Raw genomic sequence first — 25,566 nt, 5'->3', positions numbered from 1 at the left:
CCTGCTTTCCTAATTTAGAAATTTGATAACGATCAAGGAGTCATAACGCGAACACGCTCACCGTCCACCATTGCTGGTTCACTGCTTGTCAGAATAATGGGCGAATCTGGAAAAATACCTTGCAAGACGACGGTCTCGAATTCGTTCGAATCGCCAGTCGTTATCACCGCCTTGCGAACATGGCTGGTGTTCCCGAGCGGTCCTTTACGCTCCTCGACGACGTAAACATACGTTTCTGGGCCTTGCTTATGAATAGCACTGCTCGGAACCAGGACTCCACCCATGTCCGCAGAAACAAACTTGAGCTCAACACGCGCTTGTTCGCCTCCACGGAGGGAAGCATCTTTCAGCGTAACGACGATGTTTATTTGGGATTCCTTATTCTCAATTCCCGCAATGACCCCATTCAGCGTTCTCGCTTCGCCTGTTTGACCGACTAACACGTCCTGCTTCTGACCCATCTGCAGATGCTCGCTAATATTAGCCGGCACCTGGAATGTCAATTGATAACCGTTCGAAGAGGAAGTAATCTGAACATCCGGACCAACGCTTGCTGAAGCCGCACCAACCACGGCACCAACCTTCGTCACAACGCCATCGAACGGAGCCTTCAACTCCCGATTGCTGGCCAAATCAGCCCTCATGCTGTCCAGATTCCTCTGCTGCATCTCCAGCGTCAGACGCGCACTCGTAAGATCCCGCTTCACACTGCGTAACTGGCTGGCATCTCCGTTAGATGCGGCTTCAACATATCGGTCTTGTAAGCCTTGAATGGCTAATTGCTGCTGCTCCAGCTGCGCCTTCGCATCTAAGTAACGGTTCTCGGCTTCCCGGCTTTCATAAACAACGAGTGTCTGTCCCTTGTAAACGACATCCCCTGTTTCGACTTTTACAGCCTTGATGACCCAGCCCGCCTTGTTTGATACAGCTGACTCCGTAACCGGCTCCAGCACACCGTTTCCGGTGAAGCTCTGAACGAGTTCTTCCTGCCTCCCGATCGTTGTCCACACCTTCGTTAAATTCATCGTTCGCAGCGTGTTGCTGAACAAGGTAAGCAGCACTAATCCGCAGACAAACATGGCAGCTATCCGTCGAAGCTTCTTCTTCCTGCTTGTGTTGGCTTGCTCATTATCAACTTGCCTTTCCACGTCATTGATCCTCCTAGCCTTTAATGCCGGACATTTGAACGCCTTCAATAAAGTAAGATTCCGCATACAGAAATAACAGCACAATCGGAATCATATAGAAGACGGATGCCGCAAAACCTATGCCACGCGCCTCTTGCTGAACAACAGAGAGATATACCGATAACGGCTGTTTAAAGTCATCCTCCAGAAAAATAAGCGGCTGCTCCACCATGTTCCAATAATCGACGAACAAAAGCACGACGAGCGCTGCCATTCCCGGTTTAATGAGCGGGATAATGATTTGGACAAAGATTCGCAAGTGGCCAGCCCCGTCCATATTCGCAGCCTCCACGTAAGCACTCGGAATCGACAGCATGAACTGCCGCAGCATAAACACGCCGAAAGCGCCGAATATTCCAGGAAGAACGATGGCACTCGCACTGTTCAGAAGCCCTAATTGATCCGCGATAATATAATTCGGTACCAGCGTCACCTGGAAAGGCATCAACATCGCGATCAGGTAAACGAAGAACATGCGATCTCTCCCCCGAAAACGAAGCTTGGCAAAGGCATAAGCAGCAAGCGCTCCGACGATGACCTGCCCTGCGATGATGAGCGCAACCATATGAACCGAATTCCAGAATAGGTTCAAGTAAGCTGGCGTCGCGATCAGCACTTTGTAATACTGTTCAAACGATACCCAGTCGGGGATGAGCTTCAAATTGACAAATGCGTCCTTGCCGCCCGTTGCCGTGCTCTTCATTTGCCCGATCAACGCATAGTTCGACCCGATCTCCTGTTCCGTCATGAGCGAATTGGTGAAGGAAACGATAATCGGCAGCAGCATCAACATCGCAAGCAGGGAAAGAACGAGCGTGTTCGCGCCCTTCATAAGGTCAACTTTCAACTTCAACTTCCATGCTCCTCCCTTCAATCCAAGTCTTTCGTAAATTGCCGTTCCAGCTTGAACATCCCGGACACCAGCAAGAGCAGACAAGCCACCATTATTACAGCGGCTGACGTCAGCTTCTGCATATCAAGCGACAAGAACATATTGTTCATGTAATGCTGCAGCATATAGATGCTGTCGTGAGGATAATCCCCTGCGATCAAATACGTCTCTCTGAATATTCGAAACGAGCTGATAAGTCCCATCAGGACAACGAAAAACATCGTCGGCGTCAAATAGACGAGCGTAATTCGGGTTAACTTATGAAAAGCAACAGCTCCTTCAAGGTCCGCCGTTTCATAGTAGTCCTTCGGGATATGCTGCAATCCGGCTAAGAACAGGATGATGTTGTACCCGACGTTCTTCCAAGCATAGACGACAGAGAGCACGCCTCTTGCCCACTCCGACTTCATCCAATCCATCCGCGTCTGGCCGAGTCCATGCAGCCAGCTGTTCACCGCTCCGTTCCAATCGAACAGCACTTGCCAGATGAGAACGACTGACGCAACAGGCACGACAAGAGGCAGTACGTAAGCGGTTCGGAGCCAATTCCGGAAGTAGATGCTTTGATTGAGCAGCAAGGCTAGCAATAACGAGAGCGCAATCGTGATCGGAACGCTTACTGAAGTAAACAGAAACGTATTCTTGGCTGCTTTCCGGAAGGAATCGCTCGCCAGCAGCTCCTTGTAATTGGCGAGTCCGACGAAGTGGCCATCATTAGGCCGATCCAAGAAGGAGTACCACACGCCCATTGCAAAAGGGATCAAGTAGAAGACCAAGAATCCGAGCGCGCTGGGGGCAAGGAAGCAGAGGGCAACGACGCTGTGCCGCCGCATGATTACTCGAAACATAGCCTGTCTCTCTCCTTCCACCTGCTAATGAAGGCTGTTGACAACGCCGCTTGCGATTGCCGTCGCTACTTGATTTTGAAACGACTGGGACTGCATTCTCGCTTCTTCGTTCTTATTGGAAATGTAACCGAGCTCCAGCAGAACAGCCGGCTTCGTGTTCTCTCGGATCACATGATAGTCGCCGAACCTAACGCCCCGATCCTTTGTATTCATATCCTGTTTGAATAATTGCTCATGTATCTTCTCCGCGATCTCCTGATCCTGAGGCTTGTTGTAGTACGTGGTCATCCCATACACGTCACTGGTTTGATAAGCATCAAAGTGGATGCTGATGAATAAGTCCGCGTTCACCGTCTTCGCGACATCCGTTCTTTCTGTCAGCGAGATCGTCGTATCGGCATCACGCGTCATCACCACTGTTGCGCCTTGCTGAACCAGTTTCTCTTTCACATTAAGCGCGGTTTGCAGGGTAACGTCTTTCTCGAAAGTTCCATTACCGCCGGTGGAACCGACATCCTTGCCGCCATGACCGGGATCGAGAACAATCGTTTTTCCACTCAGTGGCAGGTTCTCCGCTTTACTCGTACCAGCAGTCCCGGTCTTTGACCCGCTAACACTGCCAACTCTTGATTTTGCTTTCGTTGCTCCTTCGGTTTGAATTTGGAATAGACCTGCTGAGAATAGGACTCCGATAATGGCTATGGCTATATACTTAGTCGTTGTTTTCATAGGTACATCATAAGGACAGCCGATTAAGACCAAGTCGAGCCGATATGAAGATGAAATGAAGAATTTCAGTTCAAAAAAAAACCGCATGTCGAGAAGGCGAAACGACATTCACCTTCAAGACATACGGCAACGAGGCAGCATCCGATATTAACTTTGTTTATTCAAGATGAAGAAGAAAGCAACGCCGTCCTTCGTATTCGTTGCGCCGAACTCTGCTCCATGCAGCTGCAATATATTCTTGGAGATGGCTAGCCCGAGCCCCGTGCCGCCATCGGATCGCTGCCGCGCGGTATCTCCTCTATAGAAACGATCCCACACTTTATCAAGCTGCTCCTCAGGGATTCGTGCGCCTTTATTCTCGATAGTGACGACTATTCTGTTCGCCTCATCGGTCGTCGAAACAACAATTTCTTGCTTCTCCGGCGTGTAGCGGATCGCATTCGTCATGAAATTCGTAATGACTTGTTCAATCCGAGGTTGGTTGGCAACGACAAGGGCACGAACAAGCTGAACGCTTAAGCGTAATTGCTTAGCCGCGATTTCATGTGCCAGCTGTTCGCAGACGGACTCGATTAGCTTATCAATGAAGAAAGAATCCATCTTCATCTTGTACGTTCCCGATTCGTATTTTGCGAGCTCCAGCATGTCGACAATGAGATGGTCCATCTTGTCGACTTCTTTCTCCATCGCTTCGAAATAATGGTCCTTCTTGTGCGCGGCTACACCGTCCTTGAGGATCGAGATGCAGCTCTTCATGACGCTGAGCGGCGTCTTCAATTCATGTGATACTCCTGAGATGAACTCTTTCCTCGTCGTCTCGAGCTGCTTCTCTCTCTCGATATCCTCCTGCAGCTTGCCGATGTACGAATGCAGTGTTGCGGATAATTGATTAATATTGCGCGAGAGATCTCCAATCTCGTCCTTGGACCTTACAGGAATCGTCTCCGAGAAATCAAGATTCGCGATTTTCTTCGTCGTTTGATTGATACGCAGCAGCGGCCTTGCAATCTTCATGGAGAAGTACAGCGCCGCAATCAGAATAAGCACAATGACAAACACAATGATGTAGACATAGTAGTCCTTCATCATCTGAACGGCTTCGTCTACCGGCTGCAGCGATGCCATGGCGAAGATATAGTTGGTCGTGCCATTGCCGTAATGAACCGGCTGGATGAACAGCTTGTACTTGACGTTATTTTGCTCATAATCCTGGATCAGGAGCGTGTCGCTGAGCTGCATTTCATCGAATAACAGCTTCGCTTGAAAGGCATTGATCTGTTCCAGGAAGAGTTTATTGGCATAGATAAAGTCTGATGAAGCTCCGCCATTTGGAAGTTGGACGTCTGTGACAACGCCAAATACATTAATTAATGAGGATTGAGCTGAGGCGGCTGGTTTCCTTTTTTCTATAAAACCAGCTCTCTCGCTGCCCTTGAACACTTTACGCTCGAAAGGCTCATTGGCATACAACAATTCTCCTGACGGATGCTGCACGGTAATTGGCGTGAGGATGGAGTTACTCTTTACCCCAGTGACAATCAATTGGTTTCCGATAGTAATTGAATTGGGTTCCGAAGCGGCTTCCTCCAGACTCATGAGCTGATAGAGGGGGACTTTGATGCGCTCCTCCTCTTCCGCTTTCGTCAAAGCCTTGAGCATTCGGATCTCCAGGTAGAAGTCGTTCAAGTCCTTCAGATTACCGTTGTGATCCAGGCTCGTGATCATTACGTTGTTATTCCTGTAGAAATCCTGCTCTAGCGATTGAATGGCAAGCGAATTTCCGCCAGCATTCATGTAGGCCGTCTTGAACGTCTCCATCTTCGCTTGCAAGTCGCTCACTTTGCGATTCGCATAATAGTCTTTGAAGAAATAGGTTTGGCCAAAATAAACAACTGCCAGGATGAGCATGCAGAGTGTAGTCGTCAGAAAGAACAGTTTGAGCACGATAGAGCTTCTCATGCCTGAGCCTCGAACTTATAGCCTGTCCGTACGATTGTGACAATCGAGGTTGCTTTACCGCCAAGCTTCGTACGCAGGTTGCGAATATGGGTATTCACCGTCCGGTCGTCTCCCGCATACTCGTAGCCCCATATCTTCGTAACGAGCTGCTCGCGCGTGATGACAATCCCCTGATTCTCCATCAAGTAGGTGAGAATCTCGAACTCGGTATGCGTGAAGTTAACCAAAGCTCCGTCAATCATAACCGTCCGTGATGGAAAATGAACCTTTATGCCGCTCACTTCGATGGAATCATCCGGTTGAGACGGCTTGCCGTGCTTGCTGCGACTTTCAAGCAGACGCTTCGCCCTTGCGAGCAGAACTGGCGGGCTGAACGGTTTCGTCACATAGTCGTCCGCACCTAGCTCAAACCCAAGCAGCGTGTCGTCTTCATCGGCACGGGCAGTGAGCATGATGATCGGCACGTCGGAGGATTTGCGAATACGGCGGCATACCGACCAACCGTCCAATTCCGGCAGCATGATATCCAGCACGATCAGATCGACTTCATGCTCCTGAAACAGCTCCAGCGCAGCTTTCCCATCCGCGGCTTCCAGCACCTTATAACCTTCATTTAAGAAGTAATCCTTGCTTATCTCGCGCAGGATGGCCTCATCTTCGACAATCAATATGGTTTTCATTCTGCTGCTCCCGTTTCGTAGATGTCAAAATTTAGTTTATCCAACCATTCCTCATTATACGGGTAGGAGGTCAAGAACAAATTCAGTTCAGATGAAGATAAAGTGAAGACTCAAGCGCCGGGACCTGCTCCCGTCGATTTTGGCCGCATTCCCGATGAGAGAGAAACTGTACGTTCTCTTGTGATCGAAAACCACCCATAGACCAGCCAAATTATTGCTGAGAGAACACATACGTTCTCTCAGCAACAAAAAAGGCGGTTCTCTCGCTGAGAGCACACATACGTGCTCTCGGACACGAAAACCACCCATAAACCAGCCAAATTATTGCCGAGAGAACACATACGTGCTCTCAGCAACAAAAAAAAGCGGTTCCCCACGCTGAGAGCACATATACGTGCTCTCAGCCCGAGAAACCTGCCACTCTACACTCTCCAAGCCGCTTGGCTCAAACGAAGCTGATTCGGGAAGCTAACCCGATCGGTCCGTTCGTCAATTACGACCGCTTCAATGCCGAACATCTCCGCAAAATCAATCATTTGCTCCGTGGACACCTCGTACGAGAATCCGGTATGATGCGCGCCGCCGGCCAAGATCCACGCCTCGACGCCATCCTTCAGATTCGGCTGTACTTGCCAGAGCACGCGCGCGACTGGCAGCTGCGGCATCTCCTCTGCCACCTCGACCGCATTCACATTATTCACGAGCAAGCGGAAACGATGCCCAAGATCGACGATGCTTGCGTTGATCGCTGCACCGCTGCGACCGTTGAATACCATACGTGCCGGGTCTGCCTTGCCGCCGATTCCGAGCGGATGGACTTCGATGCGCGGCTTCCCGTCCGCGATAGTCGGGCAAATCTCCAGCATATGCGCGCCAAGCACCAGTTCATTGCCCGGCTCCAGATGATACGTATAATCCTCCATGAACGAGGTGCCTTTGCCATCTGCCATAATCTTCATTAATCTGACGAGCGCGGAAGTCTTCCAGTCGCCTTCGCCGCCAAATCCGTAGCCGTCTGCCATCAAGCGCTGCACCGCAAGACCCGGCAGCTGCTCTAAGCCATGCAAGTCTTCGAACGTCGTCGTGAACGCCGTGAAGCCGCCCTCTTCAAGGAAACTCCGCATGCCCAGCTCCAGCCGCGCTTGATACGCAATGGAATTCAGCTTCTCCTCCGTGTCCGCCACCAGCGTGTACTGCTCCTTATATTCGGCAACGAGCTGATCAACCGCTTCTTGCGATACTGCGTTTACGCGCTGCACCAGATCACCAACGCCATACGTGTTGACCGACCAGCCAAAACGAATTTCCGCCTCTACCTTATCGCCTTCCGTAACCGCAACCTGCCGCATATTATCGCCGAAACGGGCGACTTTAAGCGTCTTGCTCTCGCAGTATGCAACGGCTGTCCGCTGCCAGCTGCCGATCTGCGCGCGAACCGCCGCATTCTCCCAATGGCCGAATACCACTTTGCGGGAACGCCCCATTCGCGTGCCAATAAAGCCGTGCTCCCGGTCGCCATGGGCTGCCTGATTCGTGTTCATGAAGTCCATGTCGATCGTGCTCCACGGAATCTCACGATTATACTGCGTTGCAAAATGAAGATGCGGCTTATTGAGCTGCGACAGCCCGCCGATCCACATTTTCGATGGCGAGAACGTATGCATCCATGTGATGACGCCAGCACAATGCTCATCGCTATTCGCCTGAATTAACGTGCTTCGAATATCCTCCGGGGTCGTCAGAAGCGCTTTGAACACAATTTTGTAAGAGAGTGCTCCATCCACATTCAGCCCCTCTACCATTTCTTTCGAATGAGCTTCTACTTCGAGCAGCGTTTCAACACCGTACAGGTGCTGGCTCCCCGTCAGAAACCAAAACTCATAAGGCTTCACGTTCAACATCGTACATGCCCCTCTCGGCCATATTTTGATATCATCGCTGGCGATACCCTTCTCTTCATCACTTGTGATGCTCAACCGCAGCTCTTTCGATCGCAAGCCCACTCATGTAACGTTCCATAAACGCCTCAAACCCTGCTACATCCTTCGGATCAGGTGAGATCGTTTCGCCTGCTTTTCCAGCGAATACGCGCTCATTCAAATATTGCTCGAGTGTCTCATTATCGGACTTGCCTGTCATATAAGCGGCGAGCAGCGCAATGCCCCATGCTCCGCCTTCACCTGCTGTTTCCATAACCGATACCGGAGTATTAAGCGCAGCTGCCATGATCTTCTGACCGACGCCAACGGTTTTGAACAAGCCGCCATGACCGAGAATCTCATCCAGCTTCACGCCTTCTTGCTTAAGGAGAATATCCATGCCGATCTTGAGCGCGCCGAGCGCCGTAAATAAATGAACACGCATGAAATTTGCCAAATTGAAATTGCTGTCCGAGGAACGAACGAATAAAGGCCGGCCTTCTTCAAAATGGGTCATATGCTCTCCGGAAAGATAGCCGTAAGCGAGCAATCCGCCGCAATCCGCATCCCCTTGGAGTGCCAGGTTGTACAATGTGCCGTACAGCTTGTCGGATTGAACGTCCATTCCCATTACCCGCGCGAACTGCCCGAACAAGCCTACCCATTCATTCAGGTCCGAAGAGCAGTTATTGGAGTGCGCCATTGCAACAAGGCTGCCCGAAGGAGTCGTAACAAGGTCGATCTCGCTATAGGCTTTGGACAATTCCTTCTCAAGCACAACCATTGCAAAAACAGAAGTCCCCGCAGATACATTGCCCGTGCGCTGTTCAACGCTATTGGTTGCGACCATGCCTGTTCCTGCGTCGCCTTCAGGCGGACATAGCGGAATGCCTGCCTGAAGCTCGCCGCTCACATCAAGAAGCTTCGCCCCTTCTTCCGAGAGAACACCTGCGCCTTCGCCAGCGACGAGAACGGTCGGTAGAATATTTTCAAGACTCCAAGGAAGGTTCTTGGATACAACCAAGTCATTAAACTGACTGATCATGGTTTCACTGTAGCTCTTCGTGTGGATATCAATCGGGAATACGCCGGACGCTTCGCCAACGCCGAGCACCTTCTGTCCGGTCAGCTTCCAGTGGATGTATCCTGCCAATGTCGTCATGAAATGAATGTCCGCTACATGCTCTTCCTGATTCAGAACGGATTGATACAGATGGGCAATGCTCCAGCGCTGCGGAATACTGAAGTTAAACGTCTCGCTCAGCACTTCCGAAGCCTGCTGCGTAATATTGTTACGCCAAGTCCGGAACGGCGTGAGCAGCTCGCCTGCTTCGTCGAAGACCATATAGCCATGCATCATGCCGCTGAAGCCAATAGCTCCAATCGTCTGCAAGGTTACTCCATACTTCGCCTTTACCTCGTTTGCCATCTGGGCGTAGCTCTCTTGTAAGCCCTTCCAAATATCCTCCAGGCTATAGGTCCAGATCTGATTGACGTAGCTGTTCTCCCAATCGTGGCTGCCGACTGCGATAGCCGTATGATCGCTTCCGATAAGCACCGCTTTAATCCGGGTCGAACCAAATTCAATGCCAAGTACGGTCCTGCCGCTATTAATCGCTTCTGTCACTTCGAGACTCATGTGAATACCTCCACAGCGTATGATGATAGGATAATGAACAACTTGCTAATTCGTCTATTTCGTCTGACCGTAATAGGCGCCAGCACCATGCTTCCGTAAAAAATGTTTGTCCAGCAGTGCCTGATCCATCGGTCCGATTCCCGGATTAAGCGCAAAAGTATGCAATGCCATCTTCGCTACTTCCTCCAGCACAACCGCGTTATGAACGGCCTCATGAGCGTCCTTGCCCCAATTAAACGGCGCATGACTATTCACAAGCACGCTTGGCACCTGTGACGGATCGCGATCCTTGAACGTCTCGACGATGACGTTCCCGGTCTCCTTCTCATAACCGTTCTCGATTTCCTCGGTCGTCATCGGACGAGTCACCGGAATCTCTCCATAGAAATAATCGGCGTGGGTCGTACCGAGCGCCGGAATCGGCCTCCCTGCTTGCGCCCAGCTTGTCGCCCATGGCGAGTGGGTATGCACGATTCCGCCGATCTGAGCAAACGCTCTATAAAGGACAAGGTGAGTAGGCGTATCCGAAGACGGCTTCAGCTCCCCTTCCACCTTGTTCCCGTCCAGGTCCACGACAACGAGATCGCTAAGCTTCAGCTTGTCGTAAGGCACTCCGCTTGGCTTAATGACGACCAAGCCTCTTTCCCTGTCGATGCCGCTGACATTGCCCCATGTAAACGTAACGAGATTATACTTCGGTAAATCCAGATTAGCCTCCAGCACTTCTTGTTTTAACCGTTCCAGCACAAGTTTCATCCTCTCGTCTAACTTTCTTGCTATCAAAAGTATAAACTTGTACGTACAAATTTTCCAGATGAATTTGTGCGAACGTGCAGCTTAACCATCTCTATTCGCCATCTAACTTCTGCGTAGACTCCCTGATGATGAGCCCTGGTTTATATATTCGTGACTGTGGAATGGACGCTCCTCCACTCTCGATTATCTCGAACAGCATGTTCGCGGCATCCTCTCCCATCGCCAGCTTCGGGTGAGCGAGTGTCGTCAGCTTCACCTCTGTTGCCGTAGCGAGCCAGGAATCATCGAACCCAACAATAGATATATCCTGAGGAACTGACAAGCCCGCCTTCCGAATGACCTCAAGCAGCCGTAGAGCAAGTTCATCATTGTAACAGACCAGCGCAGTCGGGCGCTTGCCTTCCGGACGACTTAGCAGCTCTTCCGCGATTTCAATCACCCGCCCGGTCTTCTCCTCTGTTCGATAGGAGACGACAAAGTCGGGTTGAAGCTCCACACTTTCCTCCTGATGCGCTCGCATGAAGCCTTTTAACCGGAGAACGCCTTGCATGTCATCTGTCTTGAAGAAACCCGCGATCAGGCGATGCTTCAGCTGAAGCAGGTGCTCCGCCGCAGTAAATCCGCCTTCTTCATCATCAATAACAAGCGAAGGGCTGCTGATCTCCGGATATCTGGCATTGATCATGACATAGGGAATCCGCCTGTTGTTGAGGGCTAGAAAATAAGCCAGATTCGGATTTCCCTCCGCACTCTTGGTCGGCTCAATGATCAGTCCGCTAAGCGGCTGGCTGGTCAGCATCGCGAGACTTTCCCGCTCCCTGCTCTTGTCATTGTCCGTGCTCGATAGCAGAAAGCTGTACCCTCTAGCCCGCACTGCCGCTTCAGCTCCCCGTACGATATGCGGAAATATATAATCGGATATGTAAGTCGTCACTAAACCAATCGTCCGCGCTTCAGCGTATTGCTCCTCTTTCGGTTTGGCAACGAAGGTCCCTTTCCCTTGCATCCTGTACAACCGACCTTCTTGCTCTAGCTCGCCGAGCGCTTGCCGTACCGTCTGCCTGCTCATTCCGAACTGCTCAGCGATTTCGTTCTCGGACGGCATCTGCTCGTCAGGCCGAAGCTTGCCCTTGTCCATCCAATCCAATATCTCATTCTTGAGCTGTACATACTTAGGCAGCTGTTTCTCCTTCATCTGCTCGTCCCCTCGTTCACTTATCTGCTCCTCCCAGTATAGCATCGCTCTAACTTGTATGTACATGTTCCGATAATAATGGATGGCTTAAGCAACCACCACTACCAATTAATCACAGAATAAATCCGACTGCGTTCCTAATAATAATCGAGGCTCTAAGGGGAGTTTCCTTGTTCCTTGGCTAACTAGACCTATCTTAGGAGGCACAATCTAACATGAATCAATTTGGGCAGCAGAATTACAACAACGCATCTCAGTCGCACTACACAAACGGCTACTCTAATTCAAATGCTTCCCAACAACCAGTCATTTCCCATTTCGGCGGCTATCAAGCCGGGCAGTACAGCGGACAACCGCAGCAAGCTTATGCACAAAGCAACTTGAACAGCGTAGGCGGTTATGACCAGCCGGTCATCTCCCATTACGGAGGTTATCAGGCACAGAATGCTCAGTATGGCGGGCAGCCACAGCAATCTCACATCCATGCATATTCGCAAAGCAGCGGTCAGCAGCCGGTTATTTCCCATTACGGCGGTTATCAAGCTCAGAATGCGCAATACGGCGGACAGCCACAGCAATCTCACATCCATGCATATTCGCAAACCAGCGGTCAGCAGCCGGTTATTTCCCATTACGGCGGTTATCAAGCTAATCACGCACAGTACGGCGTGCAGCCACAGCAATCCCACATCCATGCTTACTCGCAAACTAGCGGTCAGCAGCCGGTTATCTCCCATTACGGCGGTTATCAGGCACAGAATTCGCAATACAGCGGATACCCGCAGCAAACGTCGTACCAATCTTCACAGCCTGTCATCAGCCATTTTGGATATACCAGCAACTAACCCATTGGCATAGAAAAGGACTTTCCCCTCCAGATATGGAGAGGAAAGTCCTCTTTCATTCAATCCTAGCGCTTTATTTCTGTAAAAGAACCGACCTATTACACTCGGCGGATTTCCGCCAATGTAGTCCACCAGACCAGCTTCTTTATCCCACTTTGGCGGATTTTATCCAATGTGTATCCCCACGGTACTCTCTTTCGGCATTCCGCCCGATTTTCCACCAATGTGTATCCCCACGGTACTCTCTTTCGGCTTTTCGCCAAATTTTCCGCCAATGTAGATCACTACGGTACTCTCTTTCAGCATTCCGCCCGATTTCGCGCCAATGTGTATCCCCACGGTACTCTCTTTCGACTTTCCGACCTATTTCCCGCCAATGTAGATCCCCACGGTACTCTCTTTCGGCATACCGCCCGATTTTCCGCCAATGTAGATCCCCACGGTACTCTCTTTCGGCATACTGCCCCATTTCTCATGGCATCGCTCTAGCGAATAAACTGCTGGTAAATAAATCATAATAGAATACCACCAGAACATTAGTTATGAGGAAGTGAACCGTTCATTGACGACGAAATCGGTACCGAATGAAAAAACAGATCGTGATGGCAATGCGCTGTTTCTCACCATGAAAATCGCTGCATGGTTGTCGCTTATCATTGGCGTCGTACTGTGTCTCATCAATTATGATGATTTCAGCGACAATAACCGATCATTAATGGCTGGAATCGGCTTTTTGGTTGGCAGCGTGTTCATCTACACGATTGGCACGGCCATTAATCTCGTGCATAAACGCAAGACGGAATCCGAATAGCTTCTATTTATCGTTCAGTTAAGGGCTGTTCCTCGCACGGGGAGCAGCCCTTATTTCATTGAACTGTAATACGGAACCCATTTCCGGGGAAAATTAATTCAATCCGAGGTGATGTTTAGGAGATGAGGAGCTTATGAACAAATCAAAAATCAAGCGGCTGCCCGCCACAATCGGCGTCTTGGCAAGCATCATCGTGCTTTCATCAGGTTGCAAATCGATGATCGTCTTCGATCCGAAGGGGCCAATCGGCGAACAACAACGTGACTTGATCAATATCACCATGCTGCTGTGCCTAATCATATTGGTTCCGGTGCTGATCATATTTGCCTGGATCGTATGGCGGTTCCGCGACAAGAAGGGCAATAATGCGCCGTACCAGCCGGTATGGTCTCACAGCACGAAGCTGGAGGTCATTTGGTGGAGCATCCCGATTATCGTTATTTTGATATTGGCGATTGTTACTGCACGCTACACGTATGCGCTAGATCCTGCTAAACCGATTACATCAGAGAATAAGGCAATTACGATTCAGGCGACGTCGCTAGACTGGAAATGGCTGTTCCAGTACCCGGATCAAGGCATCGCGACCGTCAACTATCTGGTCATTCCGGAGAAGACGCCAATTAAATTCGAACTTACCTCTGACGGCCCGATGAACTCGTTCTGGGTGCCGCAGCTTGGAGGCATGATCTACACGATGTCCGGCATGGCGACTACGATGTATCTTCAAGCCGATGAGCCCGGCAATTATATGGGCACCGGAGCTAACTTTACAGGCCGGGAATTCGCCAAGATGGGCTTTACCGCCAAAGCCACATCGCAGACGGAGTTCGATCAATGGGTGACCCAATCGAAGGCTGGCGGTAATTCGCTTTCCGAAGAGGGCTATCAGAATCTCGCGAAGCCCGGGACTTCAAATCGATTGACCTTTGCCTCTATCCCGTCCGGCTTGTTCGACAGAATCGTCCATGGATACTCCATGAGCCGCGGAGCTCCTCCTGGATATACGTTAAAGGCGCAAACACTTAGCGGGGAGAAGGCTGCCGAACATTCGGAAGGCGGTCAACTGCCACCTGGCAATGGCGCGCAAAAGGATTCCCCTGACGTAGGCAGCTTCGGCTCAGGGCATTCCTATCATAAGCTCGACAATAAGCACATGTATCATGGCAAATGAGAGGAGAGGCTTCCGAGATGGACCAAATTAAAGATTTCGTCTCCTGGTTCTTTGTCACGGGCGACCCATTAATATACGGAGCGGACGTGGCAATTGCGCTGACGACGGCGGCCATCGTCTTCGTGCTCAGCTATTTTGGCAAGTGGGGCTGGCTGTGGCGGGAATGGCTGACGACCGTGGATCATAAGCGCGTCGGCATTATGTACATCATCGCTGCGCTGTTGATGCTATTCCGGGGCGGCGTCGATGCGCTCATGATGCGGACGCAGCTTGTTTTTCCCGATATGAAGTTTCTATCGCCGGAGCACTATAACGAGGTCTTCACGACGCATGGCGTTATCATGATTCTGTTCATGGCGATGCCGCTCATGTTCGGCTTGTTCAACATCGCCGTGCCGCTGCAGCTTGGTGCACGAGACGTCGCATTCCCGTTCCTGAACTCGCTTAGCTTCTGGCTGTTCTTCTTCGGCGCGATGTTGTTCAATATGTCCTTCGTCATCGGCGGCTCGCCGAATGCTGGTTGGCTGTCCTATCCGCCGCTCTCAGAGTTGACGGGCAGCCCCGGAGTTGGCGAAGACTTCTACATCTGGGGGATTCAAGTCTCCGGAATTGGGTCTTTGATGACCGGAATCAACTTCATTGTCACCATTGTCAAGATGCGCGCTCCAGGCATGACTTGGTCGAGAGTGCCGATTTTCACTTGGTCGGTGCTATCAAGCTGCATTGCGATTATTGTCGCGTTCCCTGTCCTGACGGTCACGCTGGCGCTGCTGTTCCTGGACCGATACTTAGGCGCTCACTTCTTCACGATGGACGCCGGCGGCAACGCCATGATGTACGTCAACCTGATTTGGATGTGGGGACATCCGGAGGTTTACATTGTCGTTTTGCCCGCGTTCGGTATTTACTCGGAAGTTGTTGCGACCTTCTCGAGGAAGCGCTTGTTTGGCTACGGATCGATGGTGTTTGCGATGATGAGCATCAGTCTCATGGCATATTTCACCTGGCTCCATCACTTCTTCACGATGGGTTCGGGAGCTAGCGTCAATATCTTCTTCGCGATCTCGACGATGATCATTGCGATTCCGACAGGGGTTAAGATCTTTAACTGGCTGTTCACGATGTTCCGCGGCCGGATATCGTTCACGACGCCGATGATGTGGACGCTCGCTTTCATCCCATGCTTCGTTGTCGGCGGCATGACCGGCGTTATGCTCTCGGTAGCGCCAGCGGACTTCCAATTCCATAACAGCTACTTCCTGATCGCGCACTTCCATCAGGTTCTCATCGGCGGGGTAGCTTTCGGCTACTTTGCTGGCTTGTACTACTGGTGGCCGAAGATGTTCGGCTTCAAGCTCAATGAAACGATCGGCAAATGGGCGTTCTGGATATGGAACATTGGTTTCTATGTCTGCTTCATGCCGCAGTATGTGGTCGGTCTCGACGGCATGACGCGCCGAATTAATGCTTATAACTGGGATACGGGCTGGTGGGGGCTGAATTTCACGTCGACCATCGGCGGCTTCCTCATGGGCATCGGCTTCTTGTTCCAGGTGTGGCAAATCGCGCACAGCATTAAGTTTATGGAGAAAGATACGACTGGCGATCCGTGGAATGCCCGCACGCTGGAGTGGTCGATTCCTTCTCCGGCACCGCTCTATAACTTTGCGACCACGCCTCTCGTTACGGACCGCGACGATTGGTGGGAGGAGAAGGAGCGCATCGCCCAAGGGAAAATGCCTAAAGAAAAACCAAAGCTCGAGCCGATCCATATGCCGAAGAACTCGCCGATTCCTTTCATTCAGTCCATCTGCTGGTTTACCGTCGGCTTCGGTCTTGTGTTTCACTGGCTCTGGATTGCGATTCCGGGCTTCATCGGCATTGCGCTGACGATGCTGGCACATTCGTTCAACTACGATACCGATTACTACATTCCCGTAGAGGAAATCAAGCAGACTGAAGCTAAGGCAGGGAGGGTTGTCTAATGGCGCACGCACACAATCATGCTATCTCGCATGAAGGCGGCCATGATGGCCATCACGATCTGGAAGAACTCCGCAAATTCGGTTTCTGGATCTTCCTGATTACCGACTGTATCTTGTTCGCGACTTTGTTCGCCACCTTCCTCGTCGTTCACGAAGGTACGGCAGGCGGACCAGATGGCAAAGATATCTTCGAGATGCCCGGCGTCATCGTTGAAACGTTCATCCTTCTGACGAGCAGCTTCACAAGCGGTCTCGCTGTATTAGCCATGAATGCGGGAAGCAAGAAAGGCCTGTTAGGCTGGCTTGTTGTCACGATTCTGCTCGGCGCATGCTTCATCGGCATGGAAGTGACTGAGTTTCTGAAGCTCATCCACGAAGGGCATACGATTCATTCCAGCGCGTTTCTGTCCGGCTTCTTCACACTTGTTGGTACGCACGGTCTGCACGTGTCCTTAGGGATCTGCTGGATCACTGCATTGATCATCCAGCTTACCCGTCATGGGATAACACCGGTCACGCAGCGCAAAGTACATATAACAAGCTTGTACTGGCACTTTCTTGACGCCGTCTGGATCTTCGTCTTCACGTTCGTTTATTTAATGGGGGTGATGTGACTTGGCGCAAAATAATGCAATCGGACACGGCGGCCATGGGGGTCACGCCAAGCACCACGGCTCGCTCAAGGAGTACGTGATTGGATTTCTGCTCTCCATCATCCTGACGGTTATCCCGATTCTTGCTGTTGTGGATGACTGGATGGGGAGAACGGCAACGATCATCTTATTGCTGGTCACGGCGGGACTGCAATTTGCGGTGCAGCTCCTGTTCTTCATGCATCTGCGAGAAGAGGAAGGGCCGCGTTATAACTTGATCACGCTTATTCTCGGCTTGATTATCGTCGCGGTTGTCATCTACGGCTCCATTTGGATTATGGATCACAACAAGATGTATTAGAAAATGCGAAAGCCATCCTGCGGATTGAAATGCAGGATGGCTTTTCGCATGAACTTCATTATTGCAATCGAGCAGACTATCCTTTCAATGAACCAGCCATCATGCCAGCTACGAAATACCTTTGCAGGAATAAGAACATGATGACCATCGGCAATGTCGTTACGACAACACCAGTTAACAGCATCGGGTAATCCGTTACGAATTCACCTCGGAACTGAAGCATAGCTAGCGGCAGTGTAAGCTGCGATTTACTGTTAAGCATGAGCATAGGAAAGAACAAATCATTCCAGACCATAACGAGCAGGAATGTCGCTGTCGCTGCAATAGACGGAGCTGACAATGGCAGCGCAAACCGCGTATACAGCTTCCACTCCCCTGCCCCGTCAATACTCGCAGCCTCCAAGATTTCTGAGCTTAACAGCTTCATGAATCCGGCAATCATGAATACGGATAGCGGCATCAGCATCGTTACAGAAACCAGTACAAGACCGTATAGATGATTGGTCCAGCCCAGATCGTGGCTTAAAGAATAGATCGGCAGCATATTCACCTGCGAGGGCACAATTAAGCCTACGGTGAATAAGCCAAACACGATCACTCCGATCTTCCCTCCCAGCCGAAATATCGCAAAGGAGATCAAGGTGCTAAGCAGAAGCTCCAGCACGACCGTTCCAAGCGTTACCTGGACACTGTTGAAGAAGTAACGGAGCATGGTCTGTTCATCGAATAATCGAGACAGATTGCTCCATGTGAAAGTTTGCGGCCAGCCAATCGGATCTGCGAAGAATGCTGGCGTTGATTTGAAAACGGAGATCACAACAAAATAGAGCGGTGCTAATATAAGCAGTGAAAAAGCGGTTAGAATGCACCACTTTACGATTCTGATTCCCATGTGAACTGCATCCCTCGCTATTAGTAAGATACTTTGCTTCCGCGCAGCAATTTGAATTGAAGCAAGGTCAATACCGACAACACGACAAGGAAAATCATAGATCCTGCGGACGCTAATCCAAAGGAATAGCTGGAGAATGCCGTGTGATAGATATAAGTCGTGAGCAGTTCCGTGGCATTATTCGGCCCGCCGTCCGTCATCGTGAAGATAAGGTCAAACGCTTTGAACGATTGAATCGTTGTATAAGCGACCACGATGGTAGCGGATGGAGCAAGCAGCGGCCACGTTACGTTGCGGAATACTTGCCAGCGATTGGCCCCGTCAATTCGGGCTGCTTCAGTTAATTCCTCAGGAATGGTATGAAGTCCGGCAATAAATACGATCATCATTTGGCCGGCATGTGCCCATACCTGGGCAAAGGCTACGCTGTATATGGCCAGCTTAGCGTCTCCCAGCCAGCTCTGCGTTAAAGCTCCGGCGCCAATCCGATCCAGCCCCACGTTAATCATTCCGATCGTTGGATCATAGACAAAGGCCCAGACAAGCCCGACAGCGACCGATGACATAATAACCGGGAAGAAGAACAAGGTTCTTAATCCGACATGAATCCGCTTGTTCTTAGCTAGCAGAAGAGCCAGTACCAATGCAATAACAGTCTGAAGAATGACGACAAAGAACATAAATTTGACACTGTTCACTAGCGACTTCTGGAAAACAATGCTCTTGAATGTCTTCGCGTAATTGTCCATTCCAATGTAATGATAGGACGGCGATACGCCGTCCCAATCTGTAAACGAATATAGCAGTCCCTTGATCGTCGGATAAACAAACAATCCGAGGTAGAGTATAAGACCAGGCAGCATAAACAGAAGTAGCAGTTTTCGGTTACGCATAGGCTTATTTCTTCACATTCTGCTCAATGATAGCTTGTGCCTCTTTCGCGGCATCTTCTGCTGATTTGCCCCCGAGGACGGCTTGAATGGAGTTCACAACCGCCTTTTGGTTATCAGCGCTAGCGATTGTATAGCGAGGCTGGAACAAGGTCTTTTTGTCCGCCCATTCCTGTGCAGCTTGCAATTCCGGCGTCGTATATTTCACGTCCTTCACGGTAACGTTCTGTCCCGTACCGTTCGCATATTCGCTTGCAATATCAGGCTGGCTCAGGAAAGCAATGAATTTCTTCGCTTCCTCGGGATGTTTGGACTTGCTGTTCACAGCAAGCAAGAACGTTGTCGTATGAATCCCTTCATACTTCGCTTGATCTGCGCTTACCGTAATCGGAGCAAGCAGACGCTGGACGAGCTCTGGATTTTGTCTTTTATTCTGTGCCAATTGGTAGGAGCCGCTTGCAAGCATGCCTGCTTTACCTTGCGTGAACAACGCACTGGCTGCAGCGTCTTTGGTACCTAGCGCATCCTTCTGGAAGTACCCTTTATCGTTCAACTCTTTGATCTGGGAAAGTGTCTTCACCCAGAATTCATCTGTCAGCTTCGCTTGACCGGCTTCGACTTTCGTGAAGACATCCTCGCTTGGCTCGTTATTCATAACCATCGTGTTCATGAACTGGCTCGGTGAAATATCAGCGCCTGCGAAGGCAATTGGAATGATACCCTCCGATTTGAGCTTCTCGCAAAGAGCAAGGAAGCCTTCCCAGTCTTTAGGTGGCGTGAGACCATATTTCTCAAACAACGTTACGTTGTAGATCGGATTGTTGTAGACCAGCTGATACGGAACTGCCAATTGTTTGCCATCTTGCTTGCCCGCTTCAACGAGGTTAGGAATGAAGTTCGAAATAAAATCGGATCCAGTCAGGTCTGTGAACAAGCCTGCTTTCGCCAGGGCATTAAACTGGGCTCCCGGGAACGAAACAAATACATCTCCCGAAGAACCGTCTGCCAGCTTAGTCTGCGCATTAGATGCATATTGGCTGGAAGGCATAGTCTGCATTTCAACTTTAATCCCAGGGTTAGCTTCTTCGAACTTCTTGATGATTGCGTTGAAAACCTCTACGTCTTCACCGCGAAAATGAAGAAAGCTTATGGTCACAGGCTTGGAGTCGGATGACGATTGAGATGAACCCGATGACGATTGTGAATTATCGCTTGACGCCCCAGAATCTGTGCTATTCGCGCCGCAAGCCGATAGAGCTGCCGTAAGCAGCACTGTGAACAGGAGTAATAATACGCTTTTTGCAAAATACTTGGATTGTTTCATATACATGGACCTCCGTTACGGATGAATTATTAGACAGTAGATACGTGCTGCTCCTGCAGCTTTTGCCATTTCTCTCTGAAGACAGGCAGCGCCTTCGAGCCGAATGTTTCAGCCTCTTCCAAATGCGGATACCCGGAGAGAATAAATGTCGAGATTCCAAGCTGTGCGTATTCAATCAGTCTGTCCGCGACTTGCTCAGCGGTACCAACGATTAACAACGCTCCGCCGGAGCGGACTAAGGACAATCCGGTCCATAGATTCGGACCAACGACAAAGTTCTGTCCTTTGGACAACTCGCGCAATTCGTTCTGGCGGCGTTGGTTGGTCGTATCGGTCTTCGCGAATGCCTCTTCCGCACGTTTGATGACTTCTGGAGACAGCTCGCTGATGATATCCCAAGCCGCAGCCCAAGCCTCTTCTTCCGTGTCTCGAACGAGCACTTGCGCCCGAAGACCGTAGACCATATCCTTCTTGATTCCTTTTTCCTCTTCAACCTGCTCTTTGATCGTGTTGATCTCCTGAATTTGCTCAGCGATCCAATCATGCGGCTCTCCCCACATCAGATACGTATCGGCATATTCAACCGCAATACGTTTGGCAATCGGCGAGCTGCCTCCGAGATAGAAAGGGATATTCGGTTGGACTGATTTCGGCGTTGTCGTCGAAGGAAGCAAGTCATAATACTTTCCTTCATAAGCTTCCTGGTTGGTCTCTGGCTGTGATGCATGGGTTTGAGCCCACACGCGTTGCATCACTTCAAGATACTCTCCTGCACGTACATAGCGCTCATCATGATCGTTGTATAACGGGTCCCCTAGCTCTCGCAAATCCTGAGCGGAGCTTCCAGTTACAACATTAATCAGTGCGCGTCCATCCGAGATCAAGTCCAGTGAGGCGGCCATTCTTGCAGCAAGCACAGGAGTGACAAGTCCCGGTCTTACGGCTACAAGCGGACGAAGAGTTGTGGTGTGGCTCGCAACGGCCGATCCTACCACCCATGCGTCGAGGCATCCGCCTCCTGTTGGAATAAGCACGTACTCGAAGCCTGCTCTCTCGGCTGTTTGAGCGATATCGATCATGTACGGCAAAGTAGGCTTCCGCTCGGGCGGACCCTCTTTTAATTTACTTCCATCCCCATACGTCGGCAGGAACCATCCGAAAGTGATATCTGTTTGTTGATTAGCCATAATAAAATTCTCCTCTGCAAAAATATAGAATTACTTATATCTTCAGTTGTCTGATCGCTTATACCGATAATTCCACTTGGTTTAATATACTTTGAATTGTAACAAGGTCTAGTTTACACCGTCAATGTCAATATGCGTCCTTTGGAGCATGTCATTTTTTGGTCTAACGATACGTTGCAGACCCCATTATTGTTATGTAGACTGGATAGAAGATGAGATTGAATGCGAAGATTTATGGAAAAATGAGGTGTGGTGATGAATAAGCGATACCAGGAGGACCATCATGAGTTTCTGGAGATTTACTACTTTACCCCTTCTTCATTTGAAAAAGTGAGCCCAGCGTGGCCTGTTCGGATCGGTAAAAATCAGGTCAAGCCCAACTACCATATCGGACCAAGAACATCGCCTGTCCATTATCTGATTTGCATATTGGAAGGCGAAGGAACCTTCAATCAGAATGGCATGTCGTATCCGCTTCGTCCGAAAGACATGTATTGTCTGGTGCCGAATGTGACTTATGAATACTTCACGAATCCGGAACGCCCGCTTCGTACATTCTTTATTGCATTCACTGGCAACAAGGCAACCCAGCTACTGGAGCGGCTAGGCTTCTATCCGCACATCCCCTATCTCGCCGGTGCATTTACCTCTGCCGCAGCAGAACTGCTTCAGCAATTTATGGATAGCGTCAGACATGCGGAAGATACGGAACGGGAATCCACGGATTTGCTCAGGGTCAGCTGGTTTCTGCGTATTTTCGACGAATTGTCGGCATCCGCTACTTCGAATAAAGAAGCCTTGAACCAAGCTTCAGCTTGGCTTCAGAAGAGCGTCGAGTATATGGAGCTTCACTATTCCGAGGGAATCTCGATTGAAAGGGTTGCCGAATACGCGGGCGTAGACCGTACCTATTTCACCAAGCGATTCCGCCTGACTTACGGAGTGACTCCGATGAAATATATCCAGAACCTGCGCATGCACGAAGCCAGAATGCTGCTCTCGCATACCAACTACAAATTATCTGAAATCGCGCAGTCGGTTGGTTATCCGGATCTATTTACGTTCTCCAAAGCATTCAAGAAACAAGTTGGCGTATCGCCAAATATGTTTCGGGTGAATGCGAGATTAGAAGAAAAGTGAAATAAGACCGACAGGAATTAACCTGTCGGTGCTGCTCTGAGAGTGTAGATTCAGCACTCTCAGATATGGATGCTGCCGATTGCGGCAGCTTGGTAGAGCTGAGAGTTCATTATTCGAACTCTCGGAGGCCAATTCTCGCAAAAAAGAAACTGAGAGCACATATACGTGCTCTCAGCATCCAAACCGCGCCGAATGTCGGCTGAGAGGACACATAGGTGCTCTCAGCGCTGTAGTTGATCAAACTAACCAATTTTCTGGTGCCGAGAGCACATATGCGTGCTCGCCCGCTCGGACGGAGCTAATGCCGGACGAGCACAGCATCCGAATTTGCCGCTCATTGGTCTGCGTCGTATAAGCAGCTAATTCGGAGGACATTAATGACCGTTAGCATTGTTTTTTCTGAGATTCAAGCTTTCATACGGTCATTAATGGCCATTAGCGAGGTAAGTGTCAGAAAAAACGTTGGAATCATCATTCTGACGGTCATTTGTGTCCCTCACGTATGTGAATGCACGTTATTTTTGTTTTAACGGTCAAGATTGACCACTTGGTAGGTCCGATAACTCTATTTTCCATTCTGAACAGTTCATACATTCATGGCTACAAGCTTCCCAAATTTACGCCTCGTCTGTCTCAATAACATAAAAAAAGCGCCACCTTATAGGTGGCGCGGCTCGCTCACCGGCAGAAATTAACCTGTCGGCCCACGGATTGATTAGAATCTCATTTTGATCATGAATAAATAATAGTACATAACTGGTAGTCCTACGATTACAGATAATACGGTGATTACAGTTCTTACTCTCTTCTCATCTCGCAATACAAATCGCAGAAGCTTATATACCCCTATTCCAATCCATCCGCCTACACTATTGAGAATGACATCATCAATATCCGCTGTCCCAATGCCGAGTAGCCCCTGAAAGAATTCAACGAATACACTCACGATAACGATAACTAACAGATTGTTTATGACTCTCTTATTGTTCTTGAATAATGGCAAATACACACCAAAGGGAACGAATATAAGGATATTGCCAACCACATTGCCAAAAGCGAATTTTTGCAGATTCGCCGTGCTGCCCGCTATGAACTCACTTATGCTATAAAAGGGAATGAGATTGATTGACCTAACGACAATCCTCTGGCTATTAAATAAATCCTCTATCGAAACTCTCGATAAGAATAATATTTTCATTAACAATGATAGGTAACAGATGAAAACCCCATATAACAAGATGGTTTGTATTCGTTCTCGTTGATTCATAATCGTTTCATAATAGCTCCTTCATAAATGGATTACATCCCAAGCGGCTGAATCCGAATGTCCATAAGAATTCCTCCTATAAAAGATAGCATAATCATTGTCGCTTCCGCCAATTTATGCACATGATCAGACAGCGCAAAAAGGCAGCAACGCTTGTAGCAATGCTGCCCATTAGGTAGCGGTCCATTGCCATGAATTACTTGTCACACAGCCCCAATAAATTTCTCAGATTTGTACGCAGATCCTCTGCTATCGTCATCCATTTGTCGGGCATAATGCCAGCCTCACTCATAATGGCAACCCTGCTAACCGCTCCAAAGAACATCGCAGAGCTTAAGGTCAGATTTTGATTCGGCAGCTCGCCGCTTCTAACTCCATCTTGGATAAATTCATTCATTGCGGTTAATGGTATTCGCTCGGTATCCATGAAGAGACGGAAGATCTCATGTCTTTGCCCTAGTAGAAGTACGCCGAAGCGGTCTTCATCGTGGAATTCAATAATCCCCTGAATCAGCAAATTCAATCGGTCGGAGAAAGACATGGTTCTTGATGCAACCGTATCTATAATCTCTACAAGCTTATTATTGTAAGAGCGAAAGACCGATATCGCAATTTCATTTTTACTCGCAAAATGTTTATAAAGCGCCGCGTCTGTGACTCCCGCTGCATTGGCAATTTCTTTGATGGTTGTCCCGTCAATGCCTTTTTTTCCAAACAACTCAATGGCTGCCTGAATGATTATATCCCGTTTGCTATCGACATGTTTATTCCTTTTCATGCCACAATCGTAAACAACCACTTACAAAAAGTCAATTTAAGCTGTCATTTCCTCTGTCCAGAACCGTTTCTTCGTTTTCAAGAAAATAAACGGACTTGCCATGATTAGAGCCCCTCCAATAAGCGAGCCAATGAAGACACCGGTTGTTAGTACGCCGTCCTGGTAAGCGCCATAATAAACCCAAGTACAGATCGGCAAAAACAACAGGACTGCCGTTGCCGTCCCGGGTGAAAATATACGGGTCTTGAGCGTCGGAATGATATGGAAGAAGATCGCGTTAATGAAAGCAAGCCCTGTAAACATCAAACTGATCGTAGGGTTGTCCCATCCAATACTAGCCGTACCAAGCCCGAGAATCATAACGATCCCATTACTTAAGATAAAATCAATCCACGTAAAATTCGACTTTAACGTGCGAGTCGCCCATGCTTTCCAGTTGTAGTTATACTCCTCCATAATATGAACCGAGTACGCAAGCATAATAACCCACAGCAAATATTCATGTTTCAATGTCA

24 protein-coding genes are annotated in these 25,566 nt (G+C 49.6%); 7 read left to right on the top strand and 17 right to left on the bottom strand.

Annotated elements, in window-relative coordinates; genetic code table 11:
* Positions 1-32 precede the first annotated feature (32 nt).
* From AC0YNX_RS18435 to AC0YNX_RS18390, 10 genes are all read right to left on the bottom strand, one after another.
* Entirely contained in the window at positions 33-1,148 is a 1,116-nt protein-coding gene (locus AC0YNX_RS18435; RefSeq protein WP_475817167.1) for an efflux RND transporter periplasmic adaptor subunit, read from the bottom strand.
* Between the two features lie 13 nt (positions 1,149-1,161).
* Positions 1,162-2,019, bottom strand: coding sequence for a carbohydrate ABC transporter permease (locus AC0YNX_RS18430; protein ID WP_475817235.1), 858 nt, complete (start codon positions 2,017-2,019; stop codon positions 1,162-1,164).
* A 38-nt stretch (positions 2,020-2,057) separates the two neighbouring features.
* A complete protein-coding gene (locus tag AC0YNX_RS18425) occupies positions 2,058-2,927 on the bottom strand; it encodes a carbohydrate ABC transporter permease (RefSeq protein WP_475817166.1) in 870 nt (289 codons plus the stop codon).
* A 24-nt stretch (positions 2,928-2,951) separates the two neighbouring features.
* Positions 2,952-3,656, bottom strand: a complete 705-nt coding sequence (locus tag AC0YNX_RS18420; RefSeq protein ID WP_475817165.1) for an N-acetylmuramoyl-L-alanine amidase family protein — start codon at positions 3,654-3,656, stop codon at positions 2,952-2,954.
* A 147-nt stretch (positions 3,657-3,803) separates the two neighbouring features.
* Complete coding sequence (locus tag AC0YNX_RS18415) at positions 3,804-5,615, bottom strand: sensor histidine kinase (RefSeq protein WP_475817164.1); 1,812 nt, start codon at positions 5,613-5,615, stop codon at positions 3,804-3,806.
* On the bottom strand, positions 5,612-6,295 hold the full coding sequence (locus tag AC0YNX_RS18410; RefSeq protein ID WP_475817163.1) for a response regulator transcription factor: 684 nt from the start codon (positions 6,293-6,295) through the stop codon (positions 5,612-5,614). The genes AC0YNX_RS18415 and AC0YNX_RS18410 overlap by 4 nt, the downstream gene beginning before the upstream one ends.
* 422 nt (positions 6,296-6,717) lie before the next feature.
* A complete protein-coding gene (araA, locus tag AC0YNX_RS18405) occupies positions 6,718-8,196 on the bottom strand; it encodes an L-arabinose isomerase (RefSeq protein WP_475817234.1) in 1,479 nt (492 codons plus the stop codon).
* Positions 8,197-8,254: 58 nt separating this feature from the next.
* Complete coding sequence (locus AC0YNX_RS18400) at positions 8,255-9,853, bottom strand: xylulokinase (protein WP_475817162.1); 1,599 nt, start codon at positions 9,851-9,853, stop codon at positions 8,255-8,257.
* Between the two features lie 54 nt (positions 9,854-9,907).
* Positions 9,908-10,600, bottom strand: coding sequence for an L-ribulose-5-phosphate 4-epimerase (araD, locus tag AC0YNX_RS18395; protein ID WP_475817161.1), 693 nt, complete (start codon positions 10,598-10,600; stop codon positions 9,908-9,910).
* A gap of 100 nt (positions 10,601-10,700) precedes the next feature.
* Positions 10,701-11,804: a substrate-binding domain-containing protein gene (locus AC0YNX_RS18390; protein ID WP_475817160.1), complete on the bottom strand. Its 1,104-nt coding sequence runs from the start codon at positions 11,802-11,804 to the stop codon at positions 10,701-10,703.
* Between the two features lie 215 nt (positions 11,805-12,019).
* On the opposite strand from AC0YNX_RS18390, the gene AC0YNX_RS18385 reads away from it, so the two are divergent.
* From AC0YNX_RS18385 to cyoD, 6 genes are all read left to right on the top strand, one after another.
* On the top strand, positions 12,020-12,649 hold the full coding sequence (locus tag AC0YNX_RS18385; protein ID WP_475817159.1) for a hypothetical protein: 630 nt from the start codon (positions 12,020-12,022) through the stop codon (positions 12,647-12,649).
* Positions 12,650-13,211: 562 nt separating this feature from the next.
* Complete coding sequence (locus tag AC0YNX_RS18380; protein ID WP_475817158.1) at positions 13,212-13,460, top strand: hypothetical protein; 249 nt, start codon at positions 13,212-13,214, stop codon at positions 13,458-13,460.
* Positions 13,461-13,593: 133 nt separating this feature from the next.
* Entirely contained in the window at positions 13,594-14,634 is a 1,041-nt protein-coding gene (cyoA, locus tag AC0YNX_RS18375) for a ubiquinol oxidase subunit II (RefSeq protein WP_475817157.1), read from the top strand.
* A 17-nt stretch (positions 14,635-14,651) separates the two neighbouring features.
* A complete protein-coding gene (locus AC0YNX_RS18370) occupies positions 14,652-16,619 on the top strand; it encodes a cbb3-type cytochrome c oxidase subunit I (RefSeq protein ID WP_475817156.1) in 1,968 nt (655 codons plus the stop codon).
* Positions 16,619-17,233, top strand: a complete 615-nt coding sequence (cyoC, locus tag AC0YNX_RS18365; protein ID WP_475817155.1) for a cytochrome o ubiquinol oxidase subunit III — start codon at positions 16,619-16,621, stop codon at positions 17,231-17,233. The genes AC0YNX_RS18370 and cyoC overlap by 1 nt, the downstream gene beginning before the upstream one ends.
* 1 nt (position 17,234) lies before the next feature.
* Complete coding sequence (cyoD, locus tag AC0YNX_RS18360) at positions 17,235-17,573, top strand: cytochrome o ubiquinol oxidase subunit IV (RefSeq protein ID WP_475817154.1); 339 nt, start codon at positions 17,235-17,237, stop codon at positions 17,571-17,573.
* A 76-nt stretch (positions 17,574-17,649) separates the two neighbouring features.
* On the opposite strand, the gene AC0YNX_RS18355 is transcribed toward cyoD, so the two are convergent.
* The 4 genes from AC0YNX_RS18355 to AC0YNX_RS18340 are packed head-to-tail and all read right to left on the bottom strand — an operon-like array spanning position 17,650 to position 21,866.
* On the bottom strand, positions 17,650-18,465 hold the full coding sequence (locus tag AC0YNX_RS18355; protein WP_475817153.1) for a carbohydrate ABC transporter permease: 816 nt from the start codon (positions 18,463-18,465) through the stop codon (positions 17,650-17,652).
* A gap of 20 nt (positions 18,466-18,485) precedes the next feature.
* Positions 18,486-19,358: a carbohydrate ABC transporter permease gene (locus AC0YNX_RS18350; RefSeq protein WP_475817152.1), complete on the bottom strand. Its 873-nt coding sequence runs from the start codon at positions 19,356-19,358 to the stop codon at positions 18,486-18,488.
* Between the two features lie 4 nt (positions 19,359-19,362).
* On the bottom strand, positions 19,363-20,679 hold the full coding sequence (locus AC0YNX_RS18345) for an ABC transporter substrate-binding protein (RefSeq protein ID WP_475817151.1): 1,317 nt from the start codon (positions 20,677-20,679) through the stop codon (positions 19,363-19,365).
* A 29-nt stretch (positions 20,680-20,708) separates the two neighbouring features.
* Positions 20,709-21,866 carry an LLM class flavin-dependent oxidoreductase gene (locus AC0YNX_RS18340; RefSeq protein WP_475817150.1) on the bottom strand — a complete coding sequence of 386 codons (1,158 nt, stop codon included), beginning with the start codon at positions 21,864-21,866 and terminating at the stop codon, positions 20,709-20,711.
* A 255-nt stretch (positions 21,867-22,121) separates the two neighbouring features.
* Here AC0YNX_RS18340 and AC0YNX_RS18335 point away from each other — a divergent pair, with 255 nt between their 5' ends.
* Entirely contained in the window at positions 22,122-23,006 is an 885-nt protein-coding gene (locus AC0YNX_RS18335) for an AraC family transcriptional regulator (RefSeq protein WP_475817149.1), read from the top strand.
* Positions 23,007-23,721: 715 nt separating this feature from the next.
* On the opposite strand, the gene AC0YNX_RS18330 is transcribed toward AC0YNX_RS18335, so the two are convergent.
* From AC0YNX_RS18330 to AC0YNX_RS18320, 3 genes are all read right to left on the bottom strand, one after another.
* Entirely contained in the window at positions 23,722-24,273 is a 552-nt protein-coding gene (locus AC0YNX_RS18330; RefSeq protein WP_475817148.1) for a VanZ family protein, read from the bottom strand.
* 196 nt (positions 24,274-24,469) lie between these two features.
* Positions 24,470-25,051 (bottom strand): TetR/AcrR family transcriptional regulator, encoded by a 582-nt coding sequence (locus AC0YNX_RS18325; RefSeq protein ID WP_475817147.1) that lies wholly within the window; start codon positions 25,049-25,051, stop codon positions 24,470-24,472.
* Between the two features lie 36 nt (positions 25,052-25,087).
* The gene (locus tag AC0YNX_RS18320) at positions 25,088-25,561 is read right to left on the bottom strand and encodes an HXXEE domain-containing protein (protein ID WP_475817146.1); all 474 of its coding nucleotides are present in this window, start codon (positions 25,559-25,561) and stop codon (positions 25,088-25,090) included.
* Between the last annotated feature and the right edge of the window lie 5 nt (positions 25,562-25,566).

The organism is Paenibacillus sp. J31R98, from assembly GCF_056269245.1.
Note: the sequence above shows the minus strand (reverse complement) of the source record. Positions and strands in the feature narration are given on the sequence as shown.

What these genes read in the sequence shown, in the direction of transcription:
- AC0YNX_RS18345 (WP_475817151.1), bottom strand. Translation starts at nt 20,679, where the DNA reads ATGAAACAATCCAAGTATTTTGCAAAAAGCGTATTATTACTCCTGTTC.
- AC0YNX_RS18410 (WP_475817163.1), bottom strand. Translation starts at nt 6,295, where the DNA reads ATGAAAACCATATTGATTGTCGAAGATGAGGCCATCCTGCGCGAGATA.
- AC0YNX_RS18325 (WP_475817147.1), bottom strand. Translation starts at nt 25,051, where the DNA reads ATGAAAAGGAATAAACATGTCGATAGCAAACGGGATATAATCATTCAG.
- AC0YNX_RS18425 (WP_475817166.1), bottom strand. Translation starts at nt 2,927, where the DNA reads ATGTTTCGAGTAATCATGCGGCGGCACAGCGTCGTTGCCCTCTGCTTC.
- AC0YNX_RS18340 (WP_475817150.1), bottom strand. Translation starts at nt 21,866, where the DNA reads ATGGCTAATCAACAAACAGATATCACTTTCGGATGGTTCCTGCCGACG.
- araA (WP_475817234.1), bottom strand. Translation starts at nt 8,196, where the DNA reads ATGTTGAACGTGAAGCCTTATGAGTTTTGGTTTCTGACGGGGAGCCAG.
- AC0YNX_RS18330 (WP_475817148.1), bottom strand. Translation starts at nt 24,273, where the DNA reads ATGAATCAACGAGAACGAATACAAACCATCTTGTTATATGGGGTTTTC.
- cyoC (WP_475817155.1), top strand. Translation starts at nt 16,619, where the DNA reads ATGGCGCACGCACACAATCATGCTATCTCGCATGAAGGCGGCCATGAT.
- AC0YNX_RS18400 (WP_475817162.1), bottom strand. Translation starts at nt 9,853, where the DNA reads ATGAGTCTCGAAGTGACAGAAGCGATTAATAGCGGCAGGACCGTACTT.
- AC0YNX_RS18385 (WP_475817159.1), top strand. Translation starts at nt 12,020, where the DNA reads ATGAATCAATTTGGGCAGCAGAATTACAACAACGCATCTCAGTCGCAC.
- AC0YNX_RS18390 (WP_475817160.1), bottom strand. Translation starts at nt 11,804, where the DNA reads ATGAAGGAGAAACAGCTGCCTAAGTATGTACAGCTCAAGAATGAGATA.
- AC0YNX_RS18420 (WP_475817165.1), bottom strand. Translation starts at nt 3,656, where the DNA reads ATGAAAACAACGACTAAGTATATAGCCATAGCCATTATCGGAGTCCTA.
- AC0YNX_RS18415 (WP_475817164.1), bottom strand. Translation starts at nt 5,615, where the DNA reads ATGAGAAGCTCTATCGTGCTCAAACTGTTCTTTCTGACGACTACACTC.
- cyoA (WP_475817157.1), top strand. Translation starts at nt 13,594, where the DNA reads ATGAACAAATCAAAAATCAAGCGGCTGCCCGCCACAATCGGCGTCTTG.
- AC0YNX_RS18370 (WP_475817156.1), top strand. Translation starts at nt 14,652, where the DNA reads ATGGACCAAATTAAAGATTTCGTCTCCTGGTTCTTTGTCACGGGCGAC.
- AC0YNX_RS18355 (WP_475817153.1), bottom strand. Translation starts at nt 18,465, where the DNA reads ATGGGAATCAGAATCGTAAAGTGGTGCATTCTAACCGCTTTTTCACTG.
- AC0YNX_RS18335 (WP_475817149.1), top strand. Translation starts at nt 22,122, where the DNA reads ATGAATAAGCGATACCAGGAGGACCATCATGAGTTTCTGGAGATTTAC.
- AC0YNX_RS18350 (WP_475817152.1), bottom strand. Translation starts at nt 19,358, where the DNA reads ATGCGTAACCGAAAACTGCTACTTCTGTTTATGCTGCCTGGTCTTATA.
- AC0YNX_RS18430 (WP_475817235.1), bottom strand. Translation starts at nt 2,019, where the DNA reads ATGAAGGGCGCGAACACGCTCGTTCTTTCCCTGCTTGCGATGTTGATG.